The organism is Reyranella sp. (assembly GCF_004297265.1).
Lineage (GTDB): Bacteria > Pseudomonadota > Alphaproteobacteria > Reyranellales > Reyranellaceae > Reyranella.
In genome coordinates this window covers 25579-46678 of record NZ_SCUT01000059.1, presented here as the reverse complement: position 1 = coordinate 46678, position 21100 = coordinate 25579, and the positions used below count along the sequence as shown (strand labels likewise).

The following is a 21100-nucleotide window of genomic DNA, read 5'->3' as shown; positions in this document are numbered from 1 at the left end:
TGGATGTTCGGCGCGCGAACGCCTGACCTCAATAAAGCTGTTCCGTGCTGCAATAGAACAAATCTATCGAACCACCCCTCTTGGGCGGGGTCCGGCGATCGTCAGGCCAGGGTGGCGGCCAGATGGGTCGCCTCGGCGACCAGGGCCTTCGCGAGGGGAGTCATCGGCTCGCGCCGAGGCACGACGAGGCCGATCGAGTGCGTCGCATCCGGCTCGACGATGGGAATGGAGCGCAGGTGTTCGGTCAGGCCGAGCGTGTCGGCCAGCTTCTGTGGCATGACGCTGGCCCAGCGCCCGGTGCGGACGTGGGAGAACAGCACGATCATCGAGTTCGATTCGAGCGTCGGATCGGCCTGGCCGCCGGCCTCGCTCAGGAGCTGGTCGATGATGCGCCGGTTCTGCATGTCCGGCGTCAGCAGGCAGAGCGGGATCCCGCCGACCTCGGCCCAGGTGACGCTGTCACGCTCGCCGAGTGGACTGTTCTCCGAGGTGAGCAGACGGTACTGCTCGGTATAGAGCGGCACGGCGCGCAGCCGGCCGAGCGGCTCGTTGTCGATGTAGGTCAGGCCGGCATCGGCCTCGAGATTCTCCAGCATCTCCAGGATCTCGATCGAGGTCCGCGAGAGGATGGTGAACTTCACGTTGGGGTGCTTGGCGCGGAACGGCGTGGTGAGCGTCGAAACCATGGCGAGTGCCGTCGGGATGGCGGCGATCCGCAGCCGGCCGCTGAGACCCTTGCGCAGCGAGTTCACCTCCTGCCGCATGGCCCGCGTGTCGGCCACGATGCCTCGCGCCCAGTCTAGCACGCGCTCGCCCTCCGCGGTGAAGCCGATGAAGCGCGAGGTCCGCTGCACCAGCATCACGCCGAGCATGTCTTCCAGGCTTTTGATGCCGGCGGAGAAAGTGGGCTGCGTGACCCCGCACAGCTCGGCCGCCTTGCTGAAATTCCGCTCCTGGGAGAGCGCAAGCAGGAATTCCAGTTTGTCGATCATGGAAAAAGATTAGCCGAAAATCGTCCCCCCGGCTCCTTTCTCCCGTCACCAAAGCGCATTCCAGGACGATGCCGACATAGGCATCGATCCCCTTCGAGGGCTCACCCCGTCGAGCCACCTGTAATGGGCCGGGAACAGCGCCCTTCGAAGTCGGCCAAGGTGCGACGATGTCCTCACGCGGCGGCGGCGGGCGCACGGGTCCGCGATGCCGGACGCTGTGCGGGTTTCCGCGGCGTGAGGCCTACCTGCCGACGGTGGGCCTGACGCCTACGGCGCTCCGTTGGTCAGCAGGACGCTGTGCGCCGGCGCCCCACCGATGGCGAGCCAGCCTTTGGCCGCCGCAAAGGCAACCGCCGCGTCGATCGCCATCGGGCTTTCGTGGCCGAGCTCTCTCTGCAGGAAGTCGAGCCCGATCCAGGCCTGGTGTTCTCTCCGTGCCGTTCGCACGGCACGGCAAACGCGGACGGCCAGAACGTCAACGGTCGACCTTCCTTCCATCGCACTTCCTCCAGGTTGAACACGCGTCCACGTCGACGGTGCGTCATGCCGCGGCCCGCACGAAAGGTGCAGGCGCCGGACTCTTGACACGGTCGAGCAGCGGGAAGACAAGTTCGGCGAAGCGATACGCCTCTTCGAGGTGCGGATAGCCCGAGAGGATGAAGGTATCGATGCCGAGCGATCGATACTCGGCAATTCGGGCGGCGACCGTGGGCGGGTCGCCCACCAGCGCCGTGCCGGCGCCGCCGCGGACGAGCCCAACCCCGGCCCACAGGTTGGGACTGATCTCCAGCCTGTCACGGCGACCGCCATGGAGAGCGGCCATGCGTTGCTGCCCCACTGAATCCATACGGGCAAAAACCTGCTGGGCGGCGGCGATGGTCTTGTCGTCGAGATGCCGGATCAGCGAATCGGCGGCCGCCCATGCCTCCTCGTTGGTCTCGCGCACGATGACGTGCAGGCGGATGCCGAAGGTGAGCCGGCGTCCCTTGCGCGCCGCCGCGACCGATGCGGTGGCGATCTTCTCGGCGACAGCGGCCGGCGGCTCGCCCCAGGTCAGGTACTTGTCGACCGATTCGGCCGCGATCTCGATGCCCACGCTCGACGAGCCGCCGAAGTAGATCGGCGGACCGTCTTCCTGCACGGGCGGCAGCACCAGCCTGGCTGCTTCGACACTGACCCTCTGGCCGAGCCGCGTCACCTCGCCTCCCGCCAGCAGGCGACGATAGATGTCCAGGAACTCGCGAGTGACGGCATAGCGCTCGTCATGGTCGAGGAAGACGCCCTCGGCCCGGCTTTCCGCGGAATCGCCACCGTCACGACGTTGATCAACAGCCGCCCGCCCGAGAGACGGTCGAGCGTGGCGGTCATGCGCGCGGCGAGCGTCGGTGAAAGCAGCCCCGGCCTCACGGCTACGAGGAAGTTGAGCCGCTCCGTGAGCGGTGCGAGGGCAGAAGCGACGAGCCAGGAATCCTCACACGACGTTCCCGTGGGCAGCAGCACGCCGAAATAGCCCAGCGCGTCGGCCGCCTAGGCAACCTGCCGGAGATAGCCGAGATCGACCGACCGCGCGCCGATCGTCGTGCCGAGATACCGGCCATCGCCGTGGGTTGGCAGGAACCATAGAAAGTTGGCGCCACTCTCGCTCATGCCACAGCCCTCCGCTCGACATAACCGCCCTCGCTGAACAGATGGCGCAGCACTTTTTCCTCGAGCGCCGCCACTTCAGGCGCACCACGGCGCCGCGGTCGCGGCAGGTCGATGTCAAGTTCGAGTTTGATGATGCCGTCTTCGATGAGGACCACCCGGTCGCCCAGGACGATCGCCTCGGTGACGTCGTGCGTAACCAGTACGGCGGTGAAGCCCTGCTCGCGCCACACCTGCTCGACCAGACCCTGCATCTCGATGCGCGTCAGCGCGTCAAGTGCGCCCAGCGGCTCGTCGAGGGCGAGGAAGTTGGGACTGCTGGCGAGCGCGCGAGCCAAAGCCACCCGCTGCTTCTGGCCTCCAGACAGGACCGACGGCCAGTCGGTGGCGCGCGATTCCAGCCCGACCGCGGCCAGTTTGGCCAACGCCCGGTCCTCGGCACCGGGCAGCGTGCGCCGGGCGCCGAGACCGACCTCCACATTGCCGATGACACGGGCCCACGGCAGCAATCGCGGTTCCTGGAACATCAGGCGCGCGACATGGCCGGACCGGCCGGATGGCACGCCGTCGAACAGGACCTCGCCCGACGTCGCCTGGTCGAGACCGGCCAGGATGCGCAGGAGCGTGCTCTTGCCGCAGCCGCTCTTGCCGATGACGGTGAGGAACTGCCCCGCCGGCACCTCGAGATCGATGCCATGCAACACCGTATTGCTGCCGAAGGACTTGGTGAGACCTGCGATCGTGATCGCCACGCCACCGGGCGGCAGATCGGGCTCGCTGGCTGCGGGCTCGCGGGTCGCGGGCTCACGATCGTCGAGAGGATGAAGTCCTTCCTCCAGGAGTGCACGCACCAGAATATCGTCGACCATGTCAGGTTTCCTTGCGGCGGGCCTGGAAGGCGGGATGCCACTGCAGCGTCGTGCGCTCCAGCAGGCGGGCGACGCTGTCTGCCAGCTTGCCGAGCAGTGCGTAGAGCAGGATCGACAGGACGACGACGTCGAGCTGCATGAATTCGCGGGCGCTCATGGCCATGTAGCCGATGCCCGAATTGGCCGCGATCGTCTCGGCCACGATCAGGGTCAGCCACATGATGCCGAGCGAGTAGCGCAGGCCGACGAAGATCGACGGCAGCGCTCCGGGCAGGATCACCCGCCGGAACAGCTCCCAGTTCGACATGCCGTAGGAGCGCCCCATCTCGACGAGATGGGCGTCGGCGGTGCGGATGCCATGGAAGGTGTTGATGTAGATCGGGAAGAAGACGCCCAAGGCGACGAGGAAGACCCGCGCACTGTCCTCGATGCCGAACCACAGGATGACCAGCGGCACCATGGCCAGGTTGGGGATGTTGCGTACCATCTGGAAGGTCGTGTCGGTGAGTTTCTCGCCGATCCTCGACACGCCGTTCAGAAGGCCGAAAGCGAAGGCGAGGCTGCCGCCGATGACGAAGCCGGCAGCCGCCCGCCCGGCACTGACGGCGATGTTGTTCAGGAGCTCTCCATTGAGCGTCAGCCGCCAGGCGGCGTCGATCACATCGCTCGGCGCCGAGAGTACGTTGGATGGAATCAGGCCGAGCTGCGAAGCGACCTGCCAGACGAGCAGGAGCGCGACGGGCACGATCCAGGCCGCGGCATCGGTCGTGAGAAAGCGCTTCACGGTGCGTCCGAAGCGACGCCCCACCGCCTTGCTGCGCAGCGGGAGGACCCGCCCCAGCACGATCTGGGAGTCGCTCATGTGCGGGCTTCCCACTTCCAGACGATGTCGCGCACGGCGATCTTGTTCGGGATCAGCCCAAGCGCATGGAAGCGATCCGCGACCCGCTGCTGCTCGTCCAGTACGCCATCGCCGAGCGGCGCCACCCGGTAGTCGGTGCGTTGCACCGCGCGCTGCCACGCGGCGAGCTCGATGCCGGTGGCCTCGAACAGCGTCTGCGCCACGGCCTCGCGATGGGCCTCGGCCCACAGCGCCACCTTGGCCAGCTCCTCGTTGGCCGCCGCGATGATCTCGGGATTGGCGCGCGTGTAGTCGCTGTTGCCCAGAAAGAACGCATTCTGTTTGGCGATGCCCCGGGCGGACGCGAGAACGCGGACCCCGGGGCGGGTTTCGGCGAGCGCAAAGTACGGATCCCAGATGGTCCAGGCATCCAGCGCGCCGCGCTCGAAGGCCGCGCGTGCGTCGGCCGGCGGCAACTGCACCGGCGTGATGTCGCCCCAGGCGAGACCGGCCTTCTCGACGGCGGCGATGGTGAGGTTGTGGGCGCTGGACGCACGGGCGAAGCCGACCTTCTTGCCCTTGAGATCTGCCAGCGTCTGCAGGGTCGAACCCGGCGGCACGAGGATGGCGGCGCCGGAGCCCGCCGCCTCCACTGCAGCGACGTAGAGCAGCTTGGCCTTCGCAGCCTGGGCAAAGATCGGCGGCGCATCGCCGGTCGTGCCATAGTCGATGCTGCCGACGTTGAGAGCCTCCAGCAGCGGCGGGCCGAACGAGAACTCGACCCACTTCACGTCGATGCCGAGCGGATTCAGCCGCTTCTCGAGGACACCCTGCTGCTTGGCGATCAGCAGGGTCCCGCTGCGCTGATAGCCGAAGCGCAGCTCGCGCGCCTTCCCGGCGCCCGACCTGGTGGATGTCTGGGCGATCGCCGGCGCGGCCAGAACGGTGCCCGGCACGGCCATCAGAATGTGTCGTCTCTTGATCATGGAAGTCCCCGTGAAATTGTCTCTACGAACGTCGCGGCTCGCCGAGTGTCTTCACTCCGCGGCCAGAAGGGCGGCAGCCGGACGGTGGATGCCGCATTCGGTTTTCACGAACCCGCGCCATCTGCCAGCACGCGGATCCTCGCCCGGCAGGATGGCCGACGTGCACGGCGCGCAGCCGATCGACGGATAGCCGCGCGACGCCAGCGGATGCTCGGGCAGGCCATGGCGAGCGGCGTAATCGTCGATCTCAGCCTGATTCCAGCGTGCCAGCGGGTTGATCTTGGCTTGCGTACCATCGACCTCGAAGATGGGCAGTTCGCGGCGCGTCGTCGCCTGGAAGCGCTTGCGGCCGGTGATCCAGGCGTCGAAGCCCGCCAGCGCGCGCTGCAGCGGCGCGATCTTGCGGAAGGCGCAGCAACCATCGGGATCCCAGGTGGCGCGACTGAGATCGGCGTCGCGGCGCGCCACTTCCTCGGGCGACGGACCGATGCTGCGCACGTCGCCCAGCCCGAGATGGCGCACGAGCCGGTCGCGATGCTCCAGGGTTTCGGGGAAGTGACGGCCGGTATCGACGAACAGCACCGGCGCCTCGCGATCGACCTCCGCCACCAGGTGAAGCAGCACCCCGGAGTCGGCGCCGAAGGAAGAGACGACGGCGATACGACCCTTGAAGATCTCGCCCAGCGCCGCTTGCAGGATACGCGCCGGCGCGGCCCCGTCGAAGCGACGCCTCAGATCGATGACATGTTCAGCTGGCGTAGGCATGACTTCACTCCGCCGGCCCACCGGGGAACCGACCTGATTTCACATGGATTGCGGGATGACCGGCTCGAATGAGGTGTCGCTACCTCATTCACTCGTATTGGTCCGCGAGGAGAGCCGATCGAAGACCGGCTATGCTCTCCGTACGGCGTCGAGGGTCTGGCCCCGACGACAACAGGTCGAGCTGTCGTCGGATGACTGTCGACCGATCGAATGCGCGAGCAGGTTTGCGAGCATCATCATGACGCAAAGGTGGCCGCGACGACGCCAATGGTCAATGAAACGAGTCCGTCGATTTGCGCGGCTGTTCGAGCAAATGTTTCCGGATGCGACGTCCGCGAAACGAGCACTTCCTCAATCGAACGGTGGCGCCAATCGGTGCCTCATCTGGTCGTCGCCAACTGGAACAGGCAGTCGCCGCGCTCGCAGCGCGCCGGCACGCGCTTGCAGATCACGAGCCCCGGCCGCTCGAAAGCGACAATTTCCGGTTCGCGCCAGGGTGTGTGGTGGAAATGGATTCGAGCGGCCGGTTGACGCGCGCTCACCTCGTCGCCCAACTCGACCAGAGGTTCGAACAGGCCGCCTTCGGAGGCATAGACATAGTAATCGTCGCCAAGGGTTTCCGTCAGGCGCGTGGCGGCGGGCGGAGGTACCGGCCCCTGCAACAGTCCGACGTGAGCCAGCACGCGGCGCATGCCTTGCTCGGCAATCGAGAGAGACTCCGGCGTGACGAAACCTCCACCGCCGAGTTCGGTGGTCAGCGCAACGACGCCCTGGCGGGACGCGGCAGATGTAAACGCACGATCGCCTCCAGGGGCCTTCGAGATGAAGGTCACGGGCGCACCGAAGGCCTTTGCCAGGCCGATGGTCCTTTCCAGAATCGCGGGCTCTGGATGGTGTGCGACCAGCGCACTTGGAATGTAGATCAGAGAGCTGCCACCCGAATGGAAGTCGCAGGCATAGTCGAAGCCGGGCAGCAGTGCATGTTCGATCCAATAGGCGATCTGCTGCGTGATGGTACCTTCGGCATCACCGGGAAAAGCGCGATTGAGATTGCCCTGGTCGATCGGAGACGTGCGCCGGCCCTCCAGTGCGGCCGGAAAATTGGCGGAGGGAAGGATTACCAGGCGCCCTCGGACATCACGGGCTTCGATGTTCCGGATCAGGTTTCCCAGTCCGATCTGCCCTTCCCACTCGTCGCCGTGATTGCCCGCCACCAGCAGGACATTCGGGCCTTCGCCGTTGCGGATGCGCACGATCGGGACCGGGATCCAACCATATGCGGAGCGGTGGACCGAGTGTGGCACCCGGAGGAAGCCCGTTGCCTTGCCCTGGGCGTCCAGATCGATGTCCGCCGAAAGCCTGCTCCTGGCGGCTCGCTCGCTGGACCTTTCAGGGGAACAGGGCACCGGCATGTTCGCTACCACCAACCGCCTCCATCAGCAGCAGTCTGACTTCGGCCGACCGGATGTAACTCTTCTCCGATCGCCATTCGGCGAAGATCGCCCCGGCGCGCGTCACACTCGCAACCTGAACGCCGACGGTACTCAGGGCCGATCCAGGTCCCTCGCCCTGCTCCGTCCCCACGAACTTGATGCCGGCTTCGTTCCGGGCGGCCAACAGGACGACACGGTCGAGTATCCAGGTCCGGAAGTCGGCTCTGTCCGCGGGGAACGTACAGAGGATCAGGGCGCCCACGGGATGCTATCCATTTCTGAACGCATAGCCGTAGCCATTGAGAGCCGGGGCGCCACCCAGGTGGGCATAGAGAACCTTGGAGCCCTCGGGGAAGTAGCCTTTCCGGACGAGGTCGATCATGCCTTGCATCGATTTGCCCTCGTAGACGGGATCCGTGATCATCCCTTCGAGCCGTGCACTGAGGCGGATGGCCTCCTTCGTTTCCTCGGACGGCACGCCATAGACCGGATAGGCGTAATCTTCGACGAGCACGACGTCGTCCTCGACGATGTCCCTGCCCAGCTCGACCAGCCGTGCGGTGTTGCGCGCGATCTCGAGGACCTGCGCCCTGGTCTGCGCCGGCGTAAAGGACGCATCGATGCCGATGACCTTGCGCTCGCGTCCGTCCTTGGCGAAGCCCACCAGCATGCCGGCATGCGTCGAGCCGGTGACGGTGCAGACCACGATGTAGTCGAAGGCGAAGCCGAGGTCCTTCTCCTGCTCCCGGACTTCTTCGGCAAAGCCGACATAGCCCAGGCCGCCGTACTTGTGGACCGAAGCTCCGGCCGGGATCGCATAGGGCTTGCCGCCCTTGGCCTTCACGTCCTCAATGGCCTCTTCCCAGCTCCGTCGGATGCCGATATCGAAACCCTCGTCGACCATCTGCACGTCGGCGCCCATGATGCGGCTGAGCATGATGTTGCCCACGCGATCGTAGACCGCGTCCTCGTGCGGTACCCAGCTCTCCTGGACCAGCCGGCACTTGAATCCGATCTTTGCGGCGACCGCGGCAATCATGCGTGTGTGGTTGGATTGCACGCCGCCGATGGAAACCAGCGTATCGGCGTTCGACGCAATCGCGTCGGGGATGATGTATTCGAGCTTGCGCAACTTGTTGCCGCCGAAGGCGAGGCCGGAGTTGCAGTCCTCCCGCTTGGCATAGAGCTCAACCTTGCCGCCGAGATGATCCGACAGGCGTTCGAGTTTCTCGATGTGGGTCGGCCCGAATGTGAGGGGATACCGCTCGAACTTGGACAGCATGGAAGTTCCTTCCGCTGAGGCGATTCAACTGTCCGGATCGTACCGAACCCGGGATCGAAGGTGCTCTCGAATGCCGGGTTGGATTTGGTCAGGTGGAATATGAGTGTTAGGAGTCGTGATCAATACTTCGGACAAATCTCTAATTTTCGGAAGATTATTTCATGTCAGAACAGCTCGACCGGATCGACCTACGGATGTTGCGTCTCCTGCAGGGTAACGGGCGACTGTCCAATGCCGAGTTGGCGAAACTGGTCTCCATCAGCCCTGCAACATGTCACCGCCGAACGCAGCGCCTCTTCGACAAAGGCTATATCGGCGGCGTCCGGGCGGCGGTGGCGCCCAGGAAGGTCGACAGGGGAGCGCTGGTAATCGTCGGAGTCGTGCTCGACCGCTCGACGCCTCAAAGCTTTGGCGATTTCGAGAAAGCCATCGCGAAACTGAAGTTCGTCCTCGACTGCCATCTGGTGGCGGGCGATTTCGATTTCTTCCTGAAGATCCGGGTGAAGGATATCGAGGACTTCAACCGCATTCACGGGGAGAAGTTGATCGCCCTGCCCGGCGTTCGGCAGACGAGAACCTTCTTCGTCATGAAAGAGGTCATCGACAACGCACCTCTTGATTTCTGAAGGTGCCGCAGGCGCACCTCAGTCGAACAGCGTCGCCAGTCGCTGCTTCATCTGGTCCGCGATGTAGAGCGCCAGGGCCTGGATGGTGGAGGTCGGGTTCACGCCGCCGGAGGTGACCCAGATGCTGCCGTCGACGATGAACAGGTTCTTCACGTCGTGGCTGCGGCCCCATTCGTTGACCACCGAGCGCTCGGGATCGGTGCCCATGCGCGCGGTGCCGAGCAGATGGCCGGGATAGTTCAGTGCCGTTCGCGAGGCGTAGAGCCGCGTGGCGCCGGCTTCCGTCAGGATCTCCTCGGCGCGGGCAATGCCGTGCTCCATCATGCGGCGCGTGTTCTCACTGATCGTGTAATCGATCTTCGGCGCGGGGATGCCGTTGCCGTCCTTCAGCACCGGATCGAGCGTGACGCGATTATGCTCCTCGGGCAGATCCTCGCAGGCGACGCCGATGTTCAGCCGGTGATCGAGCAATTGCCGGTACTGGCGATGATGATCGCGACCCCAGGGCACGAGGCCGGTCACCGCGCCGAGCATCGCCTGGTTGGCCGGGCCGGTGCCGCGGCTGAACTGCAGGGTATAGCCGCGCACGAAGTCGCGCGACGGGTCGGTCTCGTAGAACTCTTTGCTCCAGATGGTGTTGATGGGCCCGCGCCCGCCGTCCAGCGGCTCGTCGACATAGCCCGAGATCATCGGCCAGGGATGCAGCATCAGGTTCCGGCCGACCAGGCCGGAGGAATTGGCGAGGCCGTCCGGGAACTTCGCCGAGGCCGAGTTCAGCAGCAGGCGTGGCGTGCCGACTCCGTTGCAGGCCAGGATCACGACCTCGGCCGGCTGGAACTGCTCGACACCATCGGCATCGTAGTAGATCGCGCCGGCCGCCATGCCGTGCTCGTCAGTGGTGATCTCGCGCACCCGGCAGCGCGTGCGCAGTTCGACGCCGGCCCGGATGGCGAGCGGCCAGTAGGTGATGTCGGTGCTGGCCTTGGCGCCCTGCGCACAGCCTGGCGTGCAGTGGCCGAGATTGATGCAGCGGGCGCGCCCCTCATAGTCGGTGGTGGCGATGCTGCTGTCAGACGGCCACCAGTGCCAGCCCAGCCGGTTCATCGCCTGGGCGTAGCGAGTCCCGGTCTTGCCGAGCCCGATCGGCGGCATCGGCGGATGGTGCGGCGGCACGCCGGGATCGCCGGCGAGGCCGGAGACGCCCATCATCCGGTCGTTCTCGTCATAGAACTTCTCGAGCGCCCAGTAATCGACGGGCCAGTCGTCGGCCACGCCGTCCAGCGACTTCACCTTGAAGTCCGAGGGATGCATGCGCGGCCAGTGGGCCGTGTAGATGATCGTGCCGCCGCCGACACCGTTGAAGTTGGCGATCTTCATCAGCGAGTTGTCGTCGTTGATCGGATAGTCGGTGTCCCGCCCCCGGCGGTTGGGGCTGATCTCGAAATCGGTGTAGCGCCTTGCTTCCCAGTCGCGGCCGTTACTGGGGAAGTCGGTCGGCTTCATCCAGTCGCCCTGCTCCAGGCACAGGATGCGCATCTTCGTCTCGGCGAGGCTCCACGCCACGGCGGCGCCCGAAGCGCCGGATCCGATGATCAGGACATCGACTTTTTCGTTGCCGGCCATGTCAGCGCTCCCCCGCCGGCGTGACACGATCGTCACGCCAGAAGGGCTTACGGCTGCGCACGACGTCGAGCAGCGACCAGTCGCCCTGCTCCAGCACATAGCCCTTCGGAAACGGCGCGCGGGCTTCATGCCCCAGCGCCTGCAGGACGCGATCGTCGCGATAGTAGGCGCCCACGATCACCCGCCCGAGGGCAATGGCAGGCGCGCCACCGCCCGCATACCAGTCGTTGACCAGGGCTTCCCTTGCGTCCCGGTCCATCCCGGCGAAGGCACCGCCCGACTTCGCCGCGATCGCGGCCAGTGCCTCGCGGACCAGCGGAAGGTCCCGCCCCACCGACCTTGCGATGTCGTCGAGGATAACCGGGTCGTCGGCGCCCGGCATGCCCAGGGCAGCGTCTGCGGGAACCATCGTCCCGGCGATTATCCTGAGGTGGTCTGTTTCAGCATCGGAAAGTCGAGTGTCGGGAGCGGCGGCCATGTGAACCCTGCTGACGTGCGGGTCGATCCTAGGCGATCGCGCGGCCACCATCGACGTAAAGATTGACGCCGTTGATGTAGGCGCCGGCATCCGAGCACAGCAGCAGGGCGGCACCCACGAGATCGCCGGGCTGGCCGAGCCGGCCGTTTGGTATGCGCTGGACGAGCGCCTCGCCTTCCGTGGCCATCTGGTCGCGATTGCGCGCCGTCAGGATGGCGCCCGGCGCCAGATTGTTCACCGTGACGCCCTGTCCGCCGAACTGGCGCGCGAGGTTCCACGCCCAGTTCAATTGCGCAGCCTTGGCGCCGGCATAGACCATCATCCGGGGATGCGGCCGGACCTGCTGCACGCTGCCGATGGTGACGACCCTTCCCCAGCCGCGCCGGCCCATGGGCGGGACGAGATCCTGCAGCAGCTCCAGCGGGCTGCGCAGATTGACCGTGATCTGCCGGTCGAACCGCTCCCGACTGATCGCGTCGTAGGATTCGGGCAACTCGATCGACGCGTTCAGTACCAGGATGTCGACCGGCGACCAGGCCGAGACGGCTTCAGCCAGCCGATGCCCTGCATCGTCGGCGGCGAAGTCCTGCCCGAAAGCCCGCGCCGTTGCACCAGCCTGCTCGATCTCGCGCACCACGGCGGCGGCATCGGCCCGCTCCTCCTCGGTGCCGGCATGGTGAACCGCGAGTCTCGCGCCCACGCCGGCGAGCGCCAGGGCAATCGCCCGGCCGATTTCGCGGCGGGCGCCGGTGACCAGCGCCGTGCGGCCGGTGAGGCGAAAAAGATCGAGCGGACTTGACGACATGAGAACTCCGGAACGCGCGCAGCATGGCAGGCTATTCCCGTTGGCGAAACCGGAAGGCGGTTCGCGCGCGCCCGAGGCTTGTCAGCGCTCGCAAGGGCTGCTCCCCTTCAGGTCAAGGGAGAACGGAAATGAAGAACGACTCGACCTATGACTACATCGTCGTCGGTGCCGGGTCCGCGGGCGCGGTCGTCGCGAGCCGGCTGAGCGAGGGCGGCCGGCATCGTGTCCTGCTGCTCGAGGCGGGCACGCAGGGTTCGAACTTCTTCTGGTCGAAGGTGCCGGTCGGCGTCGCCAAGATGATCGACGATCCGGCGGTCAACTGGTGCTACTCGTCGGAGCCCGACGAAGGCTCGGGCGGGCGCCGCATCGCCGTGCCGCGCGGCCGCATGCTGGGCGGCTCCAGCTCGATCAACGGCATGGTCTATATCCGCGGCCAGGCGCAGGACTACGATCACTGGGCGCAGCTCGGCAATCGCGGCTGGAGCTTCCAGGACGTGCTGCCGATCTTCAAGCGCATGGAGCGCTTCGAAGGCGGCTCCGACGAGTTCCGCGGCCGCGACGGCATCCTTCCCGTCACCCACACGCCGCGCAACAAGGTCCCCTTGCTCGAGAAGATGATCGCGGCCGCCGAGAAGATGGGCCTGCCCTACAATCCCGATCAGAACGGCGCTTCGCAGGAAGGCATCGGCATGTCCCAGGTGACGATCACCAAGGGCCGCCGCCAGAGCACCGCCTTCTGCTACCTCGATCCGGCGCGTTCACGCGCCAACCTGCAGATCGACCAGGGCGCCATCGCCGAGTCCCTCATCCTCGAGGGCAGGCGCTGCGTCGGCGTGCGCTATTCCGTGAACGGCCAGAAGCGCGAGGCGCGGGCCACGCGCGAGGTCATCGTCTCCGGCGGCTCGATCAATTCGCCCAAGCTCCTCGAACTCTCCGGCATCGGCCAGGGCGACCGGCCGCGCGCGCTGGGCATCACGCCGGTGCACGAGCTGCCAGGCGTCGGCGAAAACCTGCGCGACCATTACTCCCCGCGCATGAAGTTCGAGATCACGGGGAAGAACCTCACCTTCAACGACAATGCGCGCGGCTGGCGCCTGGTCCGGGAGGCGGCGAAGTACGCGCTGTTCCGCGAGGGCTTCCTCGCCTCGACCTCGGTGCCGATCCGGCTCTACTTCCGCACGCGCGTGGGCCTCGACTCGCCCGACGCCACCATCTCGATCGCGCCCTTCCTCTACGAGATGGTCGGCAAGGAGCGCCGCGTCTCGGCCCAGAAGGGCATCACCATGAACGTGAACGTCCTGCGTTCCGAAAGCACGGGCTCGGTCCACATCAAGTCGGCCGATCCGGCCGAACCGCCGGCGATCCGTTTCAACTTCCTGTCCACCGAGCACGATCGCACCGGCATCGTGAACGTCCTGCGCAAGGGTCGCGAGCTGATGGCGACGTCGCCGCTCAAGGAAGTCACCGGCAAGGAGATCGCGCCCGGCGCCCATCTCCAGAGCGACGCCGAGCTGCTCGAATGGGTGCGCAACAATGCCGAGACGACCTATCACCCGGTCGGCACGTGCAAGATGGGCAACGACCCGCGCGCCGTGGTCGACCCCGAGCTGCGCGTCCACGGCGTCCCCGGCCTCAGGGTCGCCGACGCCTCGATCATGCCGACGCTCACCAGCGGCAACACCAACGCCCCCACCATCATGATCGGCGAGAAGTGCGCGGCCATGGTGCTGGCGGCGGCGGATGTAGCGCGCGCTGCCTGATCAGGAGGCGCGCGATCAGACGCTGCGAGCGTCGACCCTCATCCGGTTCAACAGCAGCAGGATTGCGAAAGCGGTCACGCTCAGCCCGCCAAGCACCGCAAACGTCGCCTGCGCACCGATGCCGGACATGAGTCCGGCGAGAACGGGCGGAGCCAGGGCGTTGATCAGGTTGATGGGCAGGGCGATGGTCGACATGGCTGCGGCGTAGTCGGCTTTTGGGAAGAAGACGAGCGGCATGGTCGCCCGCGCAACGGCGAAGGCGCCGCTGCCCAGTCCGAACAGCGCGAGATATCCCGCCACGGACAAGGCGCCCGCACCGCCGAGCCAGAGAAGGACGAGGCCGAGCGGGATCATCGCGCCCGCGACCAGCCCGGTGGAAAGCCCGTCCCAGCGCCGGCCGCCTAGAAGATCGACGACGCGGCCGCCGACCTTGCAGACGCCCATCAGCGAGGCGATCGCCACGGCGCCGGCCAGGTCCATTCCCATCGCCTGAAGGAGCTGGATACCCAGCGCGTCGATGCCGAAGGTCACGAAGCTGTTGAGCGCAATGGCGGCGACCATCAGGAGGAAGACCGGCCCCCTTCGCGAAGATCCTGCCGGGGTGGCCGCCGCCGTCCCGGCCTGCGCCGCAGGCAATCCGAAATACACCGATGGGCAGACGAGCAGGAGCATGATCGCGGCATAGGCCGCACAGGCACCGCGCCATCCGACCAGATGTTCGAGAAAGGCGGTGATGGGCCAGAAGACGCTGCCGGCGAGCCCCGTCACCAGCATCAATGTGCCGATCAGGCTCCGCGCGCGCTCCTCCGCCCGATCGGCAATGTAGGCATAGGCCGCCGTGGTCAGGAACAGCGCGCCCGCCACGCCGAGCAGAGCCCAGGCCGCCCAGAAGATCGCCAGGGTCGGCGACAGCGCGAGCAGTCCCTGCCCCAGCCCGATTCCCGCGGCGCCTGCGACCATCGCCCGCTTTGGGCCGAAGCGGCGGAAGGCACGACCTGCCCACGGTGCGGCAAGCCCCGTGGCGACGAACATCACCGAAGTGCCGAGGAAAACCGACGGCAAATCGCAGCCAAACGACGACGCCACCGCCGGCGCGATCACGGGCAGCACGCCAATCGTGCCCCAGCCGGTGATCTGGGTCAGCGCGAGGATGAGCAGAACCCGGAGATGGCGGCGCATCTTTCTATCGTCGGCGATCGGACGGAGGGTTGCCTTCAGGCCAGTGATTTCTCGAAGTAGACGCGGTTGAAGCCGGCTTCGGTACGCCGCCCGACCTCGACATAGCCGAGCCTTGGATAGATCGAGAGATTTTCGATCATCTTCTCATTGGTATAGAGGTGCACGGCACCGAAACCGCGCTGCCGCGCCGTATCTTCACAGAAGGCGATCAGCCTCTTGCCGACGCCGCGTCCAGCGGCGCTGGGCAACACGGCGACATTCTCCAGCATCACATGCCCGTCCTCGGCATAGAAGACGATGAAGCCCTCGAAGCCACCTTTGTCGTCCGTCGCGACGTAGACATGGCCGTCGGCGATCTGTGCGGCGAAGTCGGCGACCATCGGCGCGGGTTTACGGCCCATCGCCGGCACATAGCGCGCATAGGCCTGCTCGGCACAGGTCCTCACCTCGGGTTCATCGCTGGGCACGGCTTGCCGGATCATGTCGCTCTCGTCCGTCGCGGATGCGGCGATACTGACCGAGCGAAACGCTTCTTGAAAGCCCCTGCCCGTGACGCCGGCTCTGCAACGCACAGAAGCAGCGCGCCGAATCCGCACGCAAGGCGACTACGCCGCGGGATTCGTCAACGGAGGCGCGATATGGCTGGCACATGAATTGCTGCGCTGTCTGCAATCGTCAGGGCTTGATCAATTCCATTGCGCCCGCATGTCGGGCGCAACTGCACCCAACAGGAGACCGAAATGCGTAAATTGACGCGAAGGGCGCTTGCCCGGCAGGGTCTGGTGGCCGGCACTCTGGCAGCGGGGTTGAGCAGCCAGGCACTGACTTCGCGATCGGCCAGCGCCCAAACTCCCGCCGTGACGCCCAAAAAAGGCGGCACCCTGAACACGATCCTGACACCCGAGCCGCCTGTGCTCGTTCTCGGCGTCAACAACCAGGGCCCGACCCAACTCGCTGCGAGCAAGCTGTACCAGGGCCTCCTGCAATATTCCTTCAAGCTCGAACCGTTGCCCCAACTGGCCAAGAGCTGGACGCTCTCGGACGACAAGAAGACCTATACGTTCAAGCTCCAGGAGAATGTAAAATTCCACGACGGCCATCCGATGACGGCCGACGACGTGATCTTCTCGATCATGAAGTACCACACCGAACTCTCGCCGCGCGCCAAGCCGATCTTTGCCAACATCGAGAGCGCAACGGCGCCGGATCCTCTGACGGTGGTGCTCACGCTCAAGAGGCCGTTCGAGCCGTTCCTGCTGATGTTCGACGCCACCGCCTCCGCCATCGTGCCCAAGCACATCTACGACGGCACCGAATACCGAACCAATCCGGCGAATCAGAAGCCGATCGGCACCGGTCCGTTCCAGTTCGTCGAATGGCAGCGCGGCAACTTCATTCGCATGAAGCGTTTCGCCGACTACTGGGGGAAGGACCAGCCGTACCTCGACGAAATCATCTACCGCATCATTCCCGACAGCCAGAGCCGCGCCCTCGCCCTGCAGACCGGCCAGGTCCAGCTCACCCAGGCCAACGACATCGAGCCGTTCGACGTGCCGCGCTTCAAGGCGATGCCCAATCTGGAGGTCCAGCTCATCGGCTGGGAATATTCCTCGCAGCTCGCCTGGATCGAGATCAACCATCGGGTCAAGCCGCTGGGCGACGTGCGTGTGCGCCAGGCGATCAACATGGCGATCGATCGCAACTTCATCCGCGACCGGCTGTGGTTCGGCATCGGCAAGCAGGCGACGGGACCGATCTGCTCGACCACGAAGTTCTACGATCCAGCGGTGGCCAAGCTGTCGGGTTATAATCCGAAGGCTGCGATGGCACTGCTCGACGCGGCCGGGCTGAAGCCCGACGCCAAGGGCATCCGCTTCACGATCAAGCACATGCCGTTGCCCTACGGCGAAGTCTGGACGCGTTTCTCGGAGTACTTCCGCACGTCCCTGCGCCAGATCGGCATCGAGGTCGTCCTCGAAACCGTCGATGCCGGCGCCTGGGCGCGTCGCATCGGCGACTGGGACTACGAGACCAGCGTCAACTTCCTGTCGCAGTTCGGCGATCCGACGCTGGGCGTCGAGCGCAGCTACGTTTCGACCAACATCAAGAAGGTCACCTTCACCAATACCGGCGGCTATGCCAATCCGAAGGTCGACGAGCTGTTCACGACGGCGCGTGACGCCGACGATCCGAAAGTGCGCCAGGAGGCCTTCAGCGCAGTGCAGAAGATCCTGTGCGAGGAAGTTCCGCAGATCTGGTTCCTCGAATTGGCGTGGCCCACCATCCATGACAAGAAACTGCACAATGTGATCAAGACCGCGACAGGACCGAACTCTTCGTTCGACAACGTCTTCCTGTCGTAGGTGGCCGACATGGGCGGCGTGCACTTCGCCCGCTTCCTTGCTCAGCGCGTGATCAAGATGGCGGTGATGGTGTTCGCCATCGTCACCGCCAACTTCCTGTTGGTCCACGCGGCGCCGGGCGATCCCGCCAGCGTGATGGCCGGCGAGGCCGGTGCGGCAGATCCGCAGTTCCTGGCTCAGCTGCGCACCCAGTTCGGGCTCGACCAACCGCTGTCGACGCAGCTCTGGCTCTATGTGAGCAACGTGGCGCACGGCGATCTCGGAATGTCCTATCGCCAGCAGCGCCCCGTGGCCGGGCTGATCGCGGAGCGTTTGTCGGCGACACTGTTGCTGACCGGAACGGCCTTCATCCTGGCGATCCTCCTCGGCGTGACCCTGGGCGCGCTCGCCGCCCGGCGCGTCGGGCGAACCTCGGACAGTCTGATCACGGTCCTGGCCCTCGGCCTCTACGCCACGCCGCTCTTCTGGGTCGGGCTGATGCTGGTGCTCGTCTTCAGTGTCTGGCTGGACTGGCTGCCGAGCTTCGGGATGAACACCGTGGGGGCCAACCTGACCGGCTTCGCCGCCGTTCTGGACACGGCGCGCTATCTGCTCCTGCCAGCCCTGACACTCGGCCTCTTCTACATGGCGGTCTATGCCCGGCTGACAAGGGCGGCGATGCTCGAGGTGGCATCGCAGGATTTCGTGCGGACGGCGCGCGCCAAGGGCGTCCCGGAAGGGGCCGTGCAGCGCCGCCACATCCTCCGCAACGCCCTGCTGCCGGTGATAACCGTCGCCGGCATGCAGCTCGGCCAGCTCATCGGCGGCTCGATTCTGGTCGAGACCGTATTCGCCTGGCCGGGGATCGGCCGTCTCGCTTTCGATGCCCTGCTCGCGCGCGACTACCAGATCCTGCTCGGCGTGTTCCTGGTCACTTCGGTGATGGTGCTGTTCTTCAACCTGCTGACCGACCTCCTCTATGCGTTGATCGATCCGCGCGTGGAGGTCATGTGAAGCAATTGCTCGGCGAGTTTGTCGGTACTTTCCTGCGCAATCGCGGGGCGGCGGCTGGTCTTGTCGTCCTCGCCCTAGTGGGCCTGGCCGCGGCGACGGCCGATCTGCTGTTTCCCTTCTCTCCCTGGGACATGCGGGGCGGGCCCTTCATGCGGCCCGGCGAAATGGATCTTCTGCTGGGCTCCGACAGCCTGGGACGCGACGTCGCCGCAGGCATCGCCTACGGCGCCCGCGTGTCGCTGCTGATCGGTGCGGTGTCGACCGCGGTCGCGGTGCTGGTCGGCATCACCCTGGGCGCCGTCGCTGGCTACGCCGGCGGCACGGTCGACGATGCCATCATGCGTTTCACGGAATTCTTCCAGACGGTGCCGAGCTTCCTGCTGGCAGTCGTGCTGGTGGCGATCTTTTCGCCGAGCCTTGGCTCGATCGTCGCGGCGATCGCCATCGTCTCCTGGCCGCCGGTCGCCCGGGTCATTCGCGCCGAGTTCCTCTCGCTCCGCAACCGCGAGTTCGTGCAGGCCGCCGAGGTGCTGGGCCGCTCGCGCACCGCGATCGTGTTCCGCGAAATTCTGCCCAATGCGCTGTCGCCGATCATCGTGCTTGCGAGCCTCATGGTCGCGAGTGCCATCCTGCTGGAGAGCGGCCTTTCCTTCCTGGGCCTGGGCGATCCCAACATGATCTCCTGGGGATTCATGATCGGCGCGGGACGAAGCGTGATCCGCATCGCGTGGTGGATGAGCGTGTTTCCCGGTGTCGCGATCTTTCTGACCGTACTGGCGCTCAACCTCGTGGGCGAAGGGCTGAGCGACGCGCTCAATCCCCGCCTGGCGCGTCGTCGATGAGAGCCGGGCGATGAGCCTGCTCGACGTCCGCAACCTCACGGTCGCCCTGCCGCCGGGTGCGGACCGTCCGCACGCCATCGAGAAGGTCTCGTTCACGCTCGATGCCGGCGAGATCCTCTGCATCGTAGGGGAAAGCGGATCCGGCAAGTCGGTCTCGGCCGGCGCCATCATGGGCCTGCTGCCGGCGGCCCTGAAAGTCATGGACGGCGGCATCGACTTCGAGGGCCGGCCCATCCTCGGCCTGAAGCCGGCGGAGATGCGCCTGCTGCGCGGTAGCCGCATCGGCATGATCTTCCAGGAGCCGATGACCGCGCTCAATCCGCTGATGCGGGTCGGCGACCAGATCGCCGAGGTGCTGAAAGTGCACGGCGTCGCGGGCTCGACCAAACGCGTGCAGGAATTGATCGAGGCGGTGCATCTGCCCGATCCTGATCGTATCGCCCGCTCCTATCCGCATCTGCTGTCGGGCGGCCAGCGCCAGCGCGTGATGATCGCCATGGCCCTCGCCCTGGAACCGTCAGTGCTGATCGCCGACGAGCCGACGACGGCGCTCGATGTCACGACGCAGATGCAGATCCTGGGGTTGATCAAGGAAATCCAGTCCCGGCGCGGCATGGGCGTATTGTTCATCACGCATGATTTCGGCGTGGTCGCCGAGATCGCCGACCGGGTCGCGGTGATGCAGCATGGCCGTATCGTCGAAAGTGGACCCGCGACACAGGTTCTGAACGAACCCCGGCATTCCTATACGAAGGCGCTGATCGCCGCCGTACCGCACCGCGCCCGCGCCATCGAAGAGCCGCCGACGGGACGACCCGTGCTGGAGCTGATCGGCGTGCGCAAGAGCTACTGGCGCAGCGGCGGTCTCCTCTCGCCCAAGGTGAAGGTGTCGGCAGTGCAGGACGCCGATATCACGCTTCGCAAAGGCGAGACGTTGGGGCTGGTGGGCGAAAGCGGCTCGGGCAAATCCACGTTGGCCCGCTGCATCGTCAACCTCGTGAAGCCCGAAGAAGGCGCCATCCGCTTTCACGACACCGACCTGCGGCGCCTGATGCGCCACAGCTGGAAGCCCTTTCGCAAGCGCATCCAGATGGTGTTCCAGGATCCCCACGCCTCCCTCAACCCCCGACGGCGCGTGGGCGAGATCATCGCCGAAGGCCCCATGGCGCATGGTGTGACGAGGGCCGCGGCATTGCGCCAGGCTGGAGACCTGCTGGCGCTGGTCCAACTCGATCCCGGTGCCGCCGAGCGGTTTCCGCACGAATTCAGCGGCGGCCAGCGCCAGCGCATCGGCATCGCCCGCGCGCTGGCGATGGAACCGGAACTGCTGATCGCCGATGAGCCCGTTTCCGCCCTGGACGTTTCCGTCCAGGCACAGATCCTGGCGCTGCTCGAGGACCTCCGGCAGCGGCTGGGCCTCACGATGCTGTTCATCACGCACGACCTGCGGGTCGCCGCGCAAGTCTGCGGACGCGTGGCCGTGATGCAGCGCGGCGTCATCGTCGAGCAGGGGCAAACAGCCGAAGTCTTCGCGTCGCCCCGGCATCCTTACACAAAGAGTCTTCTCGACTCGATTCCGGGACGCCACTGGCTGCCGCCCGTCAACTAGCCGCGCCGGA

At 65.9% G+C, this 21100-nt stretch carries 20 protein-coding genes and 1 pseudogene; 6 read left to right on the top strand and 15 right to left on the bottom strand.

Features of this window, described 5'->3' with window-relative positions:
- Positions 1-101 precede the first annotated feature (101 nt).
- The 10 genes and pseudogenes from EPO41_RS26630 to EPO41_RS26585 all read right to left on the bottom strand — a co-directional run bounded on the left by EPO41_RS26630 (position 102) and on the right by EPO41_RS26585 (position 8812).
- Positions 102-992 (bottom strand): LysR family transcriptional regulator, encoded by an 891-nt coding sequence (locus EPO41_RS26630; protein WP_296332011.1) that lies wholly within the window; start codon positions 990-992, stop codon positions 102-104.
- A 267-nt stretch (positions 993-1259) separates the two neighbouring features.
- The gene (locus tag EPO41_RS26625) at positions 1260-1490 is read right to left on the bottom strand and encodes a hypothetical protein (RefSeq protein ID WP_296332010.1); all 231 of its coding nucleotides are present in this window, start codon (positions 1488-1490) and stop codon (positions 1260-1262) included.
- A 94-nt stretch (positions 1491-1584) separates the two neighbouring features.
- A pseudogene (gene ssuD, locus EPO41_RS26620) lies at positions 1585-2639 on the bottom strand (FMNH2-dependent alkanesulfonate monooxygenase); the annotation flags it as partial.
- Positions 2636-3505, bottom strand: coding sequence for an ATP-binding cassette domain-containing protein (locus EPO41_RS26615; protein WP_296332009.1), 870 nt, complete (start codon positions 3503-3505; stop codon positions 2636-2638). The gene EPO41_RS26615 and the pseudogene ssuD, both read right to left, overlap by 4 nt.
- Before the next feature lies 1 nt (position 3506).
- Positions 3507-4367: an aliphatic sulfonate ABC transporter permease SsuC gene (gene ssuC, locus EPO41_RS26610; protein WP_296332008.1), complete on the bottom strand. Its 861-nt coding sequence runs from the start codon at positions 4365-4367 to the stop codon at positions 3507-3509.
- Positions 4364-5332, bottom strand: coding sequence for a sulfonate ABC transporter substrate-binding protein (locus EPO41_RS26605; RefSeq protein WP_296332007.1), 969 nt, complete (start codon positions 5330-5332; stop codon positions 4364-4366). The genes ssuC and EPO41_RS26605 overlap by 4 nt, the downstream gene beginning before the upstream one ends.
- A gap of 51 nt (positions 5333-5383) precedes the next feature.
- Positions 5384-6097 carry a phosphoadenylyl-sulfate reductase gene (locus tag EPO41_RS26600; RefSeq protein ID WP_296332006.1) on the bottom strand — a complete coding sequence of 238 codons (714 nt, stop codon included), beginning with the start codon at positions 6095-6097 and terminating at the stop codon, positions 5384-5386.
- 380 nt (positions 6098-6477) lie between these two features.
- A complete protein-coding gene (locus EPO41_RS26595) occupies positions 6478-7350 on the bottom strand; it encodes a succinylglutamate desuccinylase/aspartoacylase family protein (protein WP_296332005.1) in 873 nt (290 codons plus the stop codon).
- 136 nt (positions 7351-7486) lie between these two features.
- The gene (locus EPO41_RS26590; protein ID WP_296332004.1) at positions 7487-7792 is read right to left on the bottom strand and encodes a hypothetical protein; all 306 of its coding nucleotides are present in this window, start codon (positions 7790-7792) and stop codon (positions 7487-7489) included.
- A gap of 6 nt (positions 7793-7798) precedes the next feature.
- Positions 7799-8812: a 1-aminocyclopropane-1-carboxylate deaminase gene (locus EPO41_RS26585; RefSeq protein ID WP_296332003.1), complete on the bottom strand. Its 1014-nt coding sequence runs from the start codon at positions 8810-8812 to the stop codon at positions 7799-7801.
- Positions 8813-8973: 161 nt separating this feature from the next.
- Here EPO41_RS26585 and EPO41_RS26580 point away from each other — a divergent pair, with 161 nt between their 5' ends.
- On the top strand, positions 8974-9438 hold the full coding sequence (locus tag EPO41_RS26580) for an Lrp/AsnC ligand binding domain-containing protein (RefSeq protein WP_296332001.1): 465 nt from the start codon (positions 8974-8976) through the stop codon (positions 9436-9438).
- 18 nt (positions 9439-9456) lie between these two features.
- Here EPO41_RS26580 and EPO41_RS26575 read toward each other — a convergent pair whose 3' ends face one another.
- The 3 genes from EPO41_RS26575 to EPO41_RS26565 form a co-directional block, all read right to left on the bottom strand.
- A complete protein-coding gene (locus EPO41_RS26575) occupies positions 9457-11061 on the bottom strand; it encodes a GMC family oxidoreductase (RefSeq protein WP_296332000.1) in 1605 nt (534 codons plus the stop codon).
- Between the two features lies 1 nt (position 11062).
- Entirely contained in the window at positions 11063-11470 is a 408-nt protein-coding gene (locus tag EPO41_RS26570; protein WP_296331998.1) for a hypothetical protein, read from the bottom strand.
- 97 nt (positions 11471-11567) lie between these two features.
- Positions 11568-12344 carry an SDR family oxidoreductase gene (locus tag EPO41_RS26565; RefSeq protein ID WP_296331997.1) on the bottom strand — a complete coding sequence of 259 codons (777 nt, stop codon included), beginning with the start codon at positions 12342-12344 and terminating at the stop codon, positions 11568-11570.
- Between the two features lie 128 nt (positions 12345-12472).
- Between EPO41_RS26565 and EPO41_RS26560 the strand changes: the two genes are divergently transcribed.
- The gene (locus EPO41_RS26560) at positions 12473-14104 is read left to right on the top strand and encodes a GMC family oxidoreductase N-terminal domain-containing protein (protein ID WP_296331996.1); all 1632 of its coding nucleotides are present in this window, start codon (positions 12473-12475) and stop codon (positions 14102-14104) included.
- 15 nt (positions 14105-14119) lie between these two features.
- On the opposite strand, the gene EPO41_RS26555 is transcribed toward EPO41_RS26560, so the two are convergent.
- Together EPO41_RS26555 and EPO41_RS26550 are read right to left on the bottom strand one after the other, a co-directional pair.
- Positions 14120-15283, bottom strand: a complete 1164-nt coding sequence (locus EPO41_RS26555; protein ID WP_296331995.1) for an MFS transporter — start codon at positions 15281-15283, stop codon at positions 14120-14122.
- A gap of 35 nt (positions 15284-15318) precedes the next feature.
- Positions 15319-15765 (bottom strand): GNAT family N-acetyltransferase, encoded by a 447-nt coding sequence (locus EPO41_RS26550; RefSeq protein ID WP_296331994.1) that lies wholly within the window; start codon positions 15763-15765, stop codon positions 15319-15321.
- Positions 15766-16140: 375 nt separating this feature from the next.
- Here EPO41_RS26550 and EPO41_RS26545 point away from each other — a divergent pair, with 375 nt between their 5' ends.
- The 4 genes from EPO41_RS26545 to EPO41_RS26530 are packed head-to-tail and all read left to right on the top strand — an operon-like array spanning position 16141 to position 21090.
- Positions 16141-17646: an ABC transporter substrate-binding protein gene (locus EPO41_RS26545; protein WP_296331992.1), complete on the top strand. Its 1506-nt coding sequence runs from the start codon at positions 16141-16143 to the stop codon at positions 17644-17646.
- A gap of 9 nt (positions 17647-17655) precedes the next feature.
- Positions 17656-18639 carry an ABC transporter permease gene (locus EPO41_RS26540; protein WP_296331990.1) on the top strand — a complete coding sequence of 328 codons (984 nt, stop codon included), beginning with the start codon at positions 17656-17658 and terminating at the stop codon, positions 18637-18639.
- Entirely contained in the window at positions 18636-19481 is an 846-nt protein-coding gene (locus EPO41_RS26535) for an ABC transporter permease (protein WP_363247590.1), read from the top strand. Before EPO41_RS26540 ends, EPO41_RS26535 begins: the two co-directional genes overlap by 4 nt.
- Positions 19482-19491: 10 nt before the next feature.
- Complete coding sequence (locus tag EPO41_RS26530) at positions 19492-21090, top strand: ABC transporter ATP-binding protein (protein ID WP_296331988.1); 1599 nt, start codon at positions 19492-19494, stop codon at positions 21088-21090.
- The last annotated feature ends 10 nt before the right edge of the window (positions 21091-21100 follow it).

Coding starts and splice junctions, on each gene's coding strand:
- EPO41_RS26555 (WP_296331995.1), bottom strand. CDS start 15,283: ATGCGCCGCCATCTCCGGGTTCTGCTCATCCTCGCGCTGACCCAGATC.
- EPO41_RS26585 (WP_296332003.1), bottom strand. CDS start 8,812: ATGCTGTCCAAGTTCGAGCGGTATCCCCTCACATTCGGGCCGACCCAC.
- EPO41_RS26580 (WP_296332001.1), top strand. CDS start 8,974: ATGTCAGAACAGCTCGACCGGATCGACCTACGGATGTTGCGTCTCCTG.
- EPO41_RS26565 (WP_296331997.1), bottom strand. CDS start 12,344: ATGTCGTCAAGTCCGCTCGATCTTTTTCGCCTCACCGGCCGCACGGCG.
- ssuC (WP_296332008.1), bottom strand. CDS start 4,367: ATGAGCGACTCCCAGATCGTGCTGGGGCGGGTCCTCCCGCTGCGCAGC.
- EPO41_RS26600 (WP_296332006.1), bottom strand. CDS start 6,097: ATGCCTACGCCAGCTGAACATGTCATCGATCTGAGGCGTCGCTTCGAC.
- EPO41_RS26625 (WP_296332010.1), bottom strand. CDS start 1,490: ATGGAAGGAAGGTCGACCGTTGACGTTCTGGCCGTCCGCGTTTGCCGT.
- EPO41_RS26530 (WP_296331988.1), top strand. CDS start 19,492: ATGAGCCTGCTCGACGTCCGCAACCTCACGGTCGCCCTGCCGCCGGGT.
- EPO41_RS26550 (WP_296331994.1), bottom strand. CDS start 15,765: ATGATCCGGCAAGCCGTGCCCAGCGATGAACCCGAGGTGAGGACCTGT.
- EPO41_RS26575 (WP_296332000.1), bottom strand. CDS start 11,061: ATGGCCGGCAACGAAAAAGTCGATGTCCTGATCATCGGATCCGGCGCT.
- EPO41_RS26630 (WP_296332011.1), bottom strand. CDS start 992: ATGATCGACAAACTGGAATTCCTGCTTGCGCTCTCCCAGGAGCGGAAT.
- EPO41_RS26540 (WP_296331990.1), top strand. CDS start 17,656: ATGGGCGGCGTGCACTTCGCCCGCTTCCTTGCTCAGCGCGTGATCAAG.
- EPO41_RS26605 (WP_296332007.1), bottom strand. CDS start 5,332: ATGATCAAGAGACGACACATTCTGATGGCCGTGCCGGGCACCGTTCTG.
- EPO41_RS26615 (WP_296332009.1), bottom strand. CDS start 3,505: ATGGTCGACGATATTCTGGTGCGTGCACTCCTGGAGGAAGGACTTCAT.
- EPO41_RS26570 (WP_296331998.1), bottom strand. CDS start 11,470: ATGGTTCCCGCAGACGCTGCCCTGGGCATGCCGGGCGCCGACGACCCG.
- EPO41_RS26560 (WP_296331996.1), top strand. CDS start 12,473: ATGAAGAACGACTCGACCTATGACTACATCGTCGTCGGTGCCGGGTCC.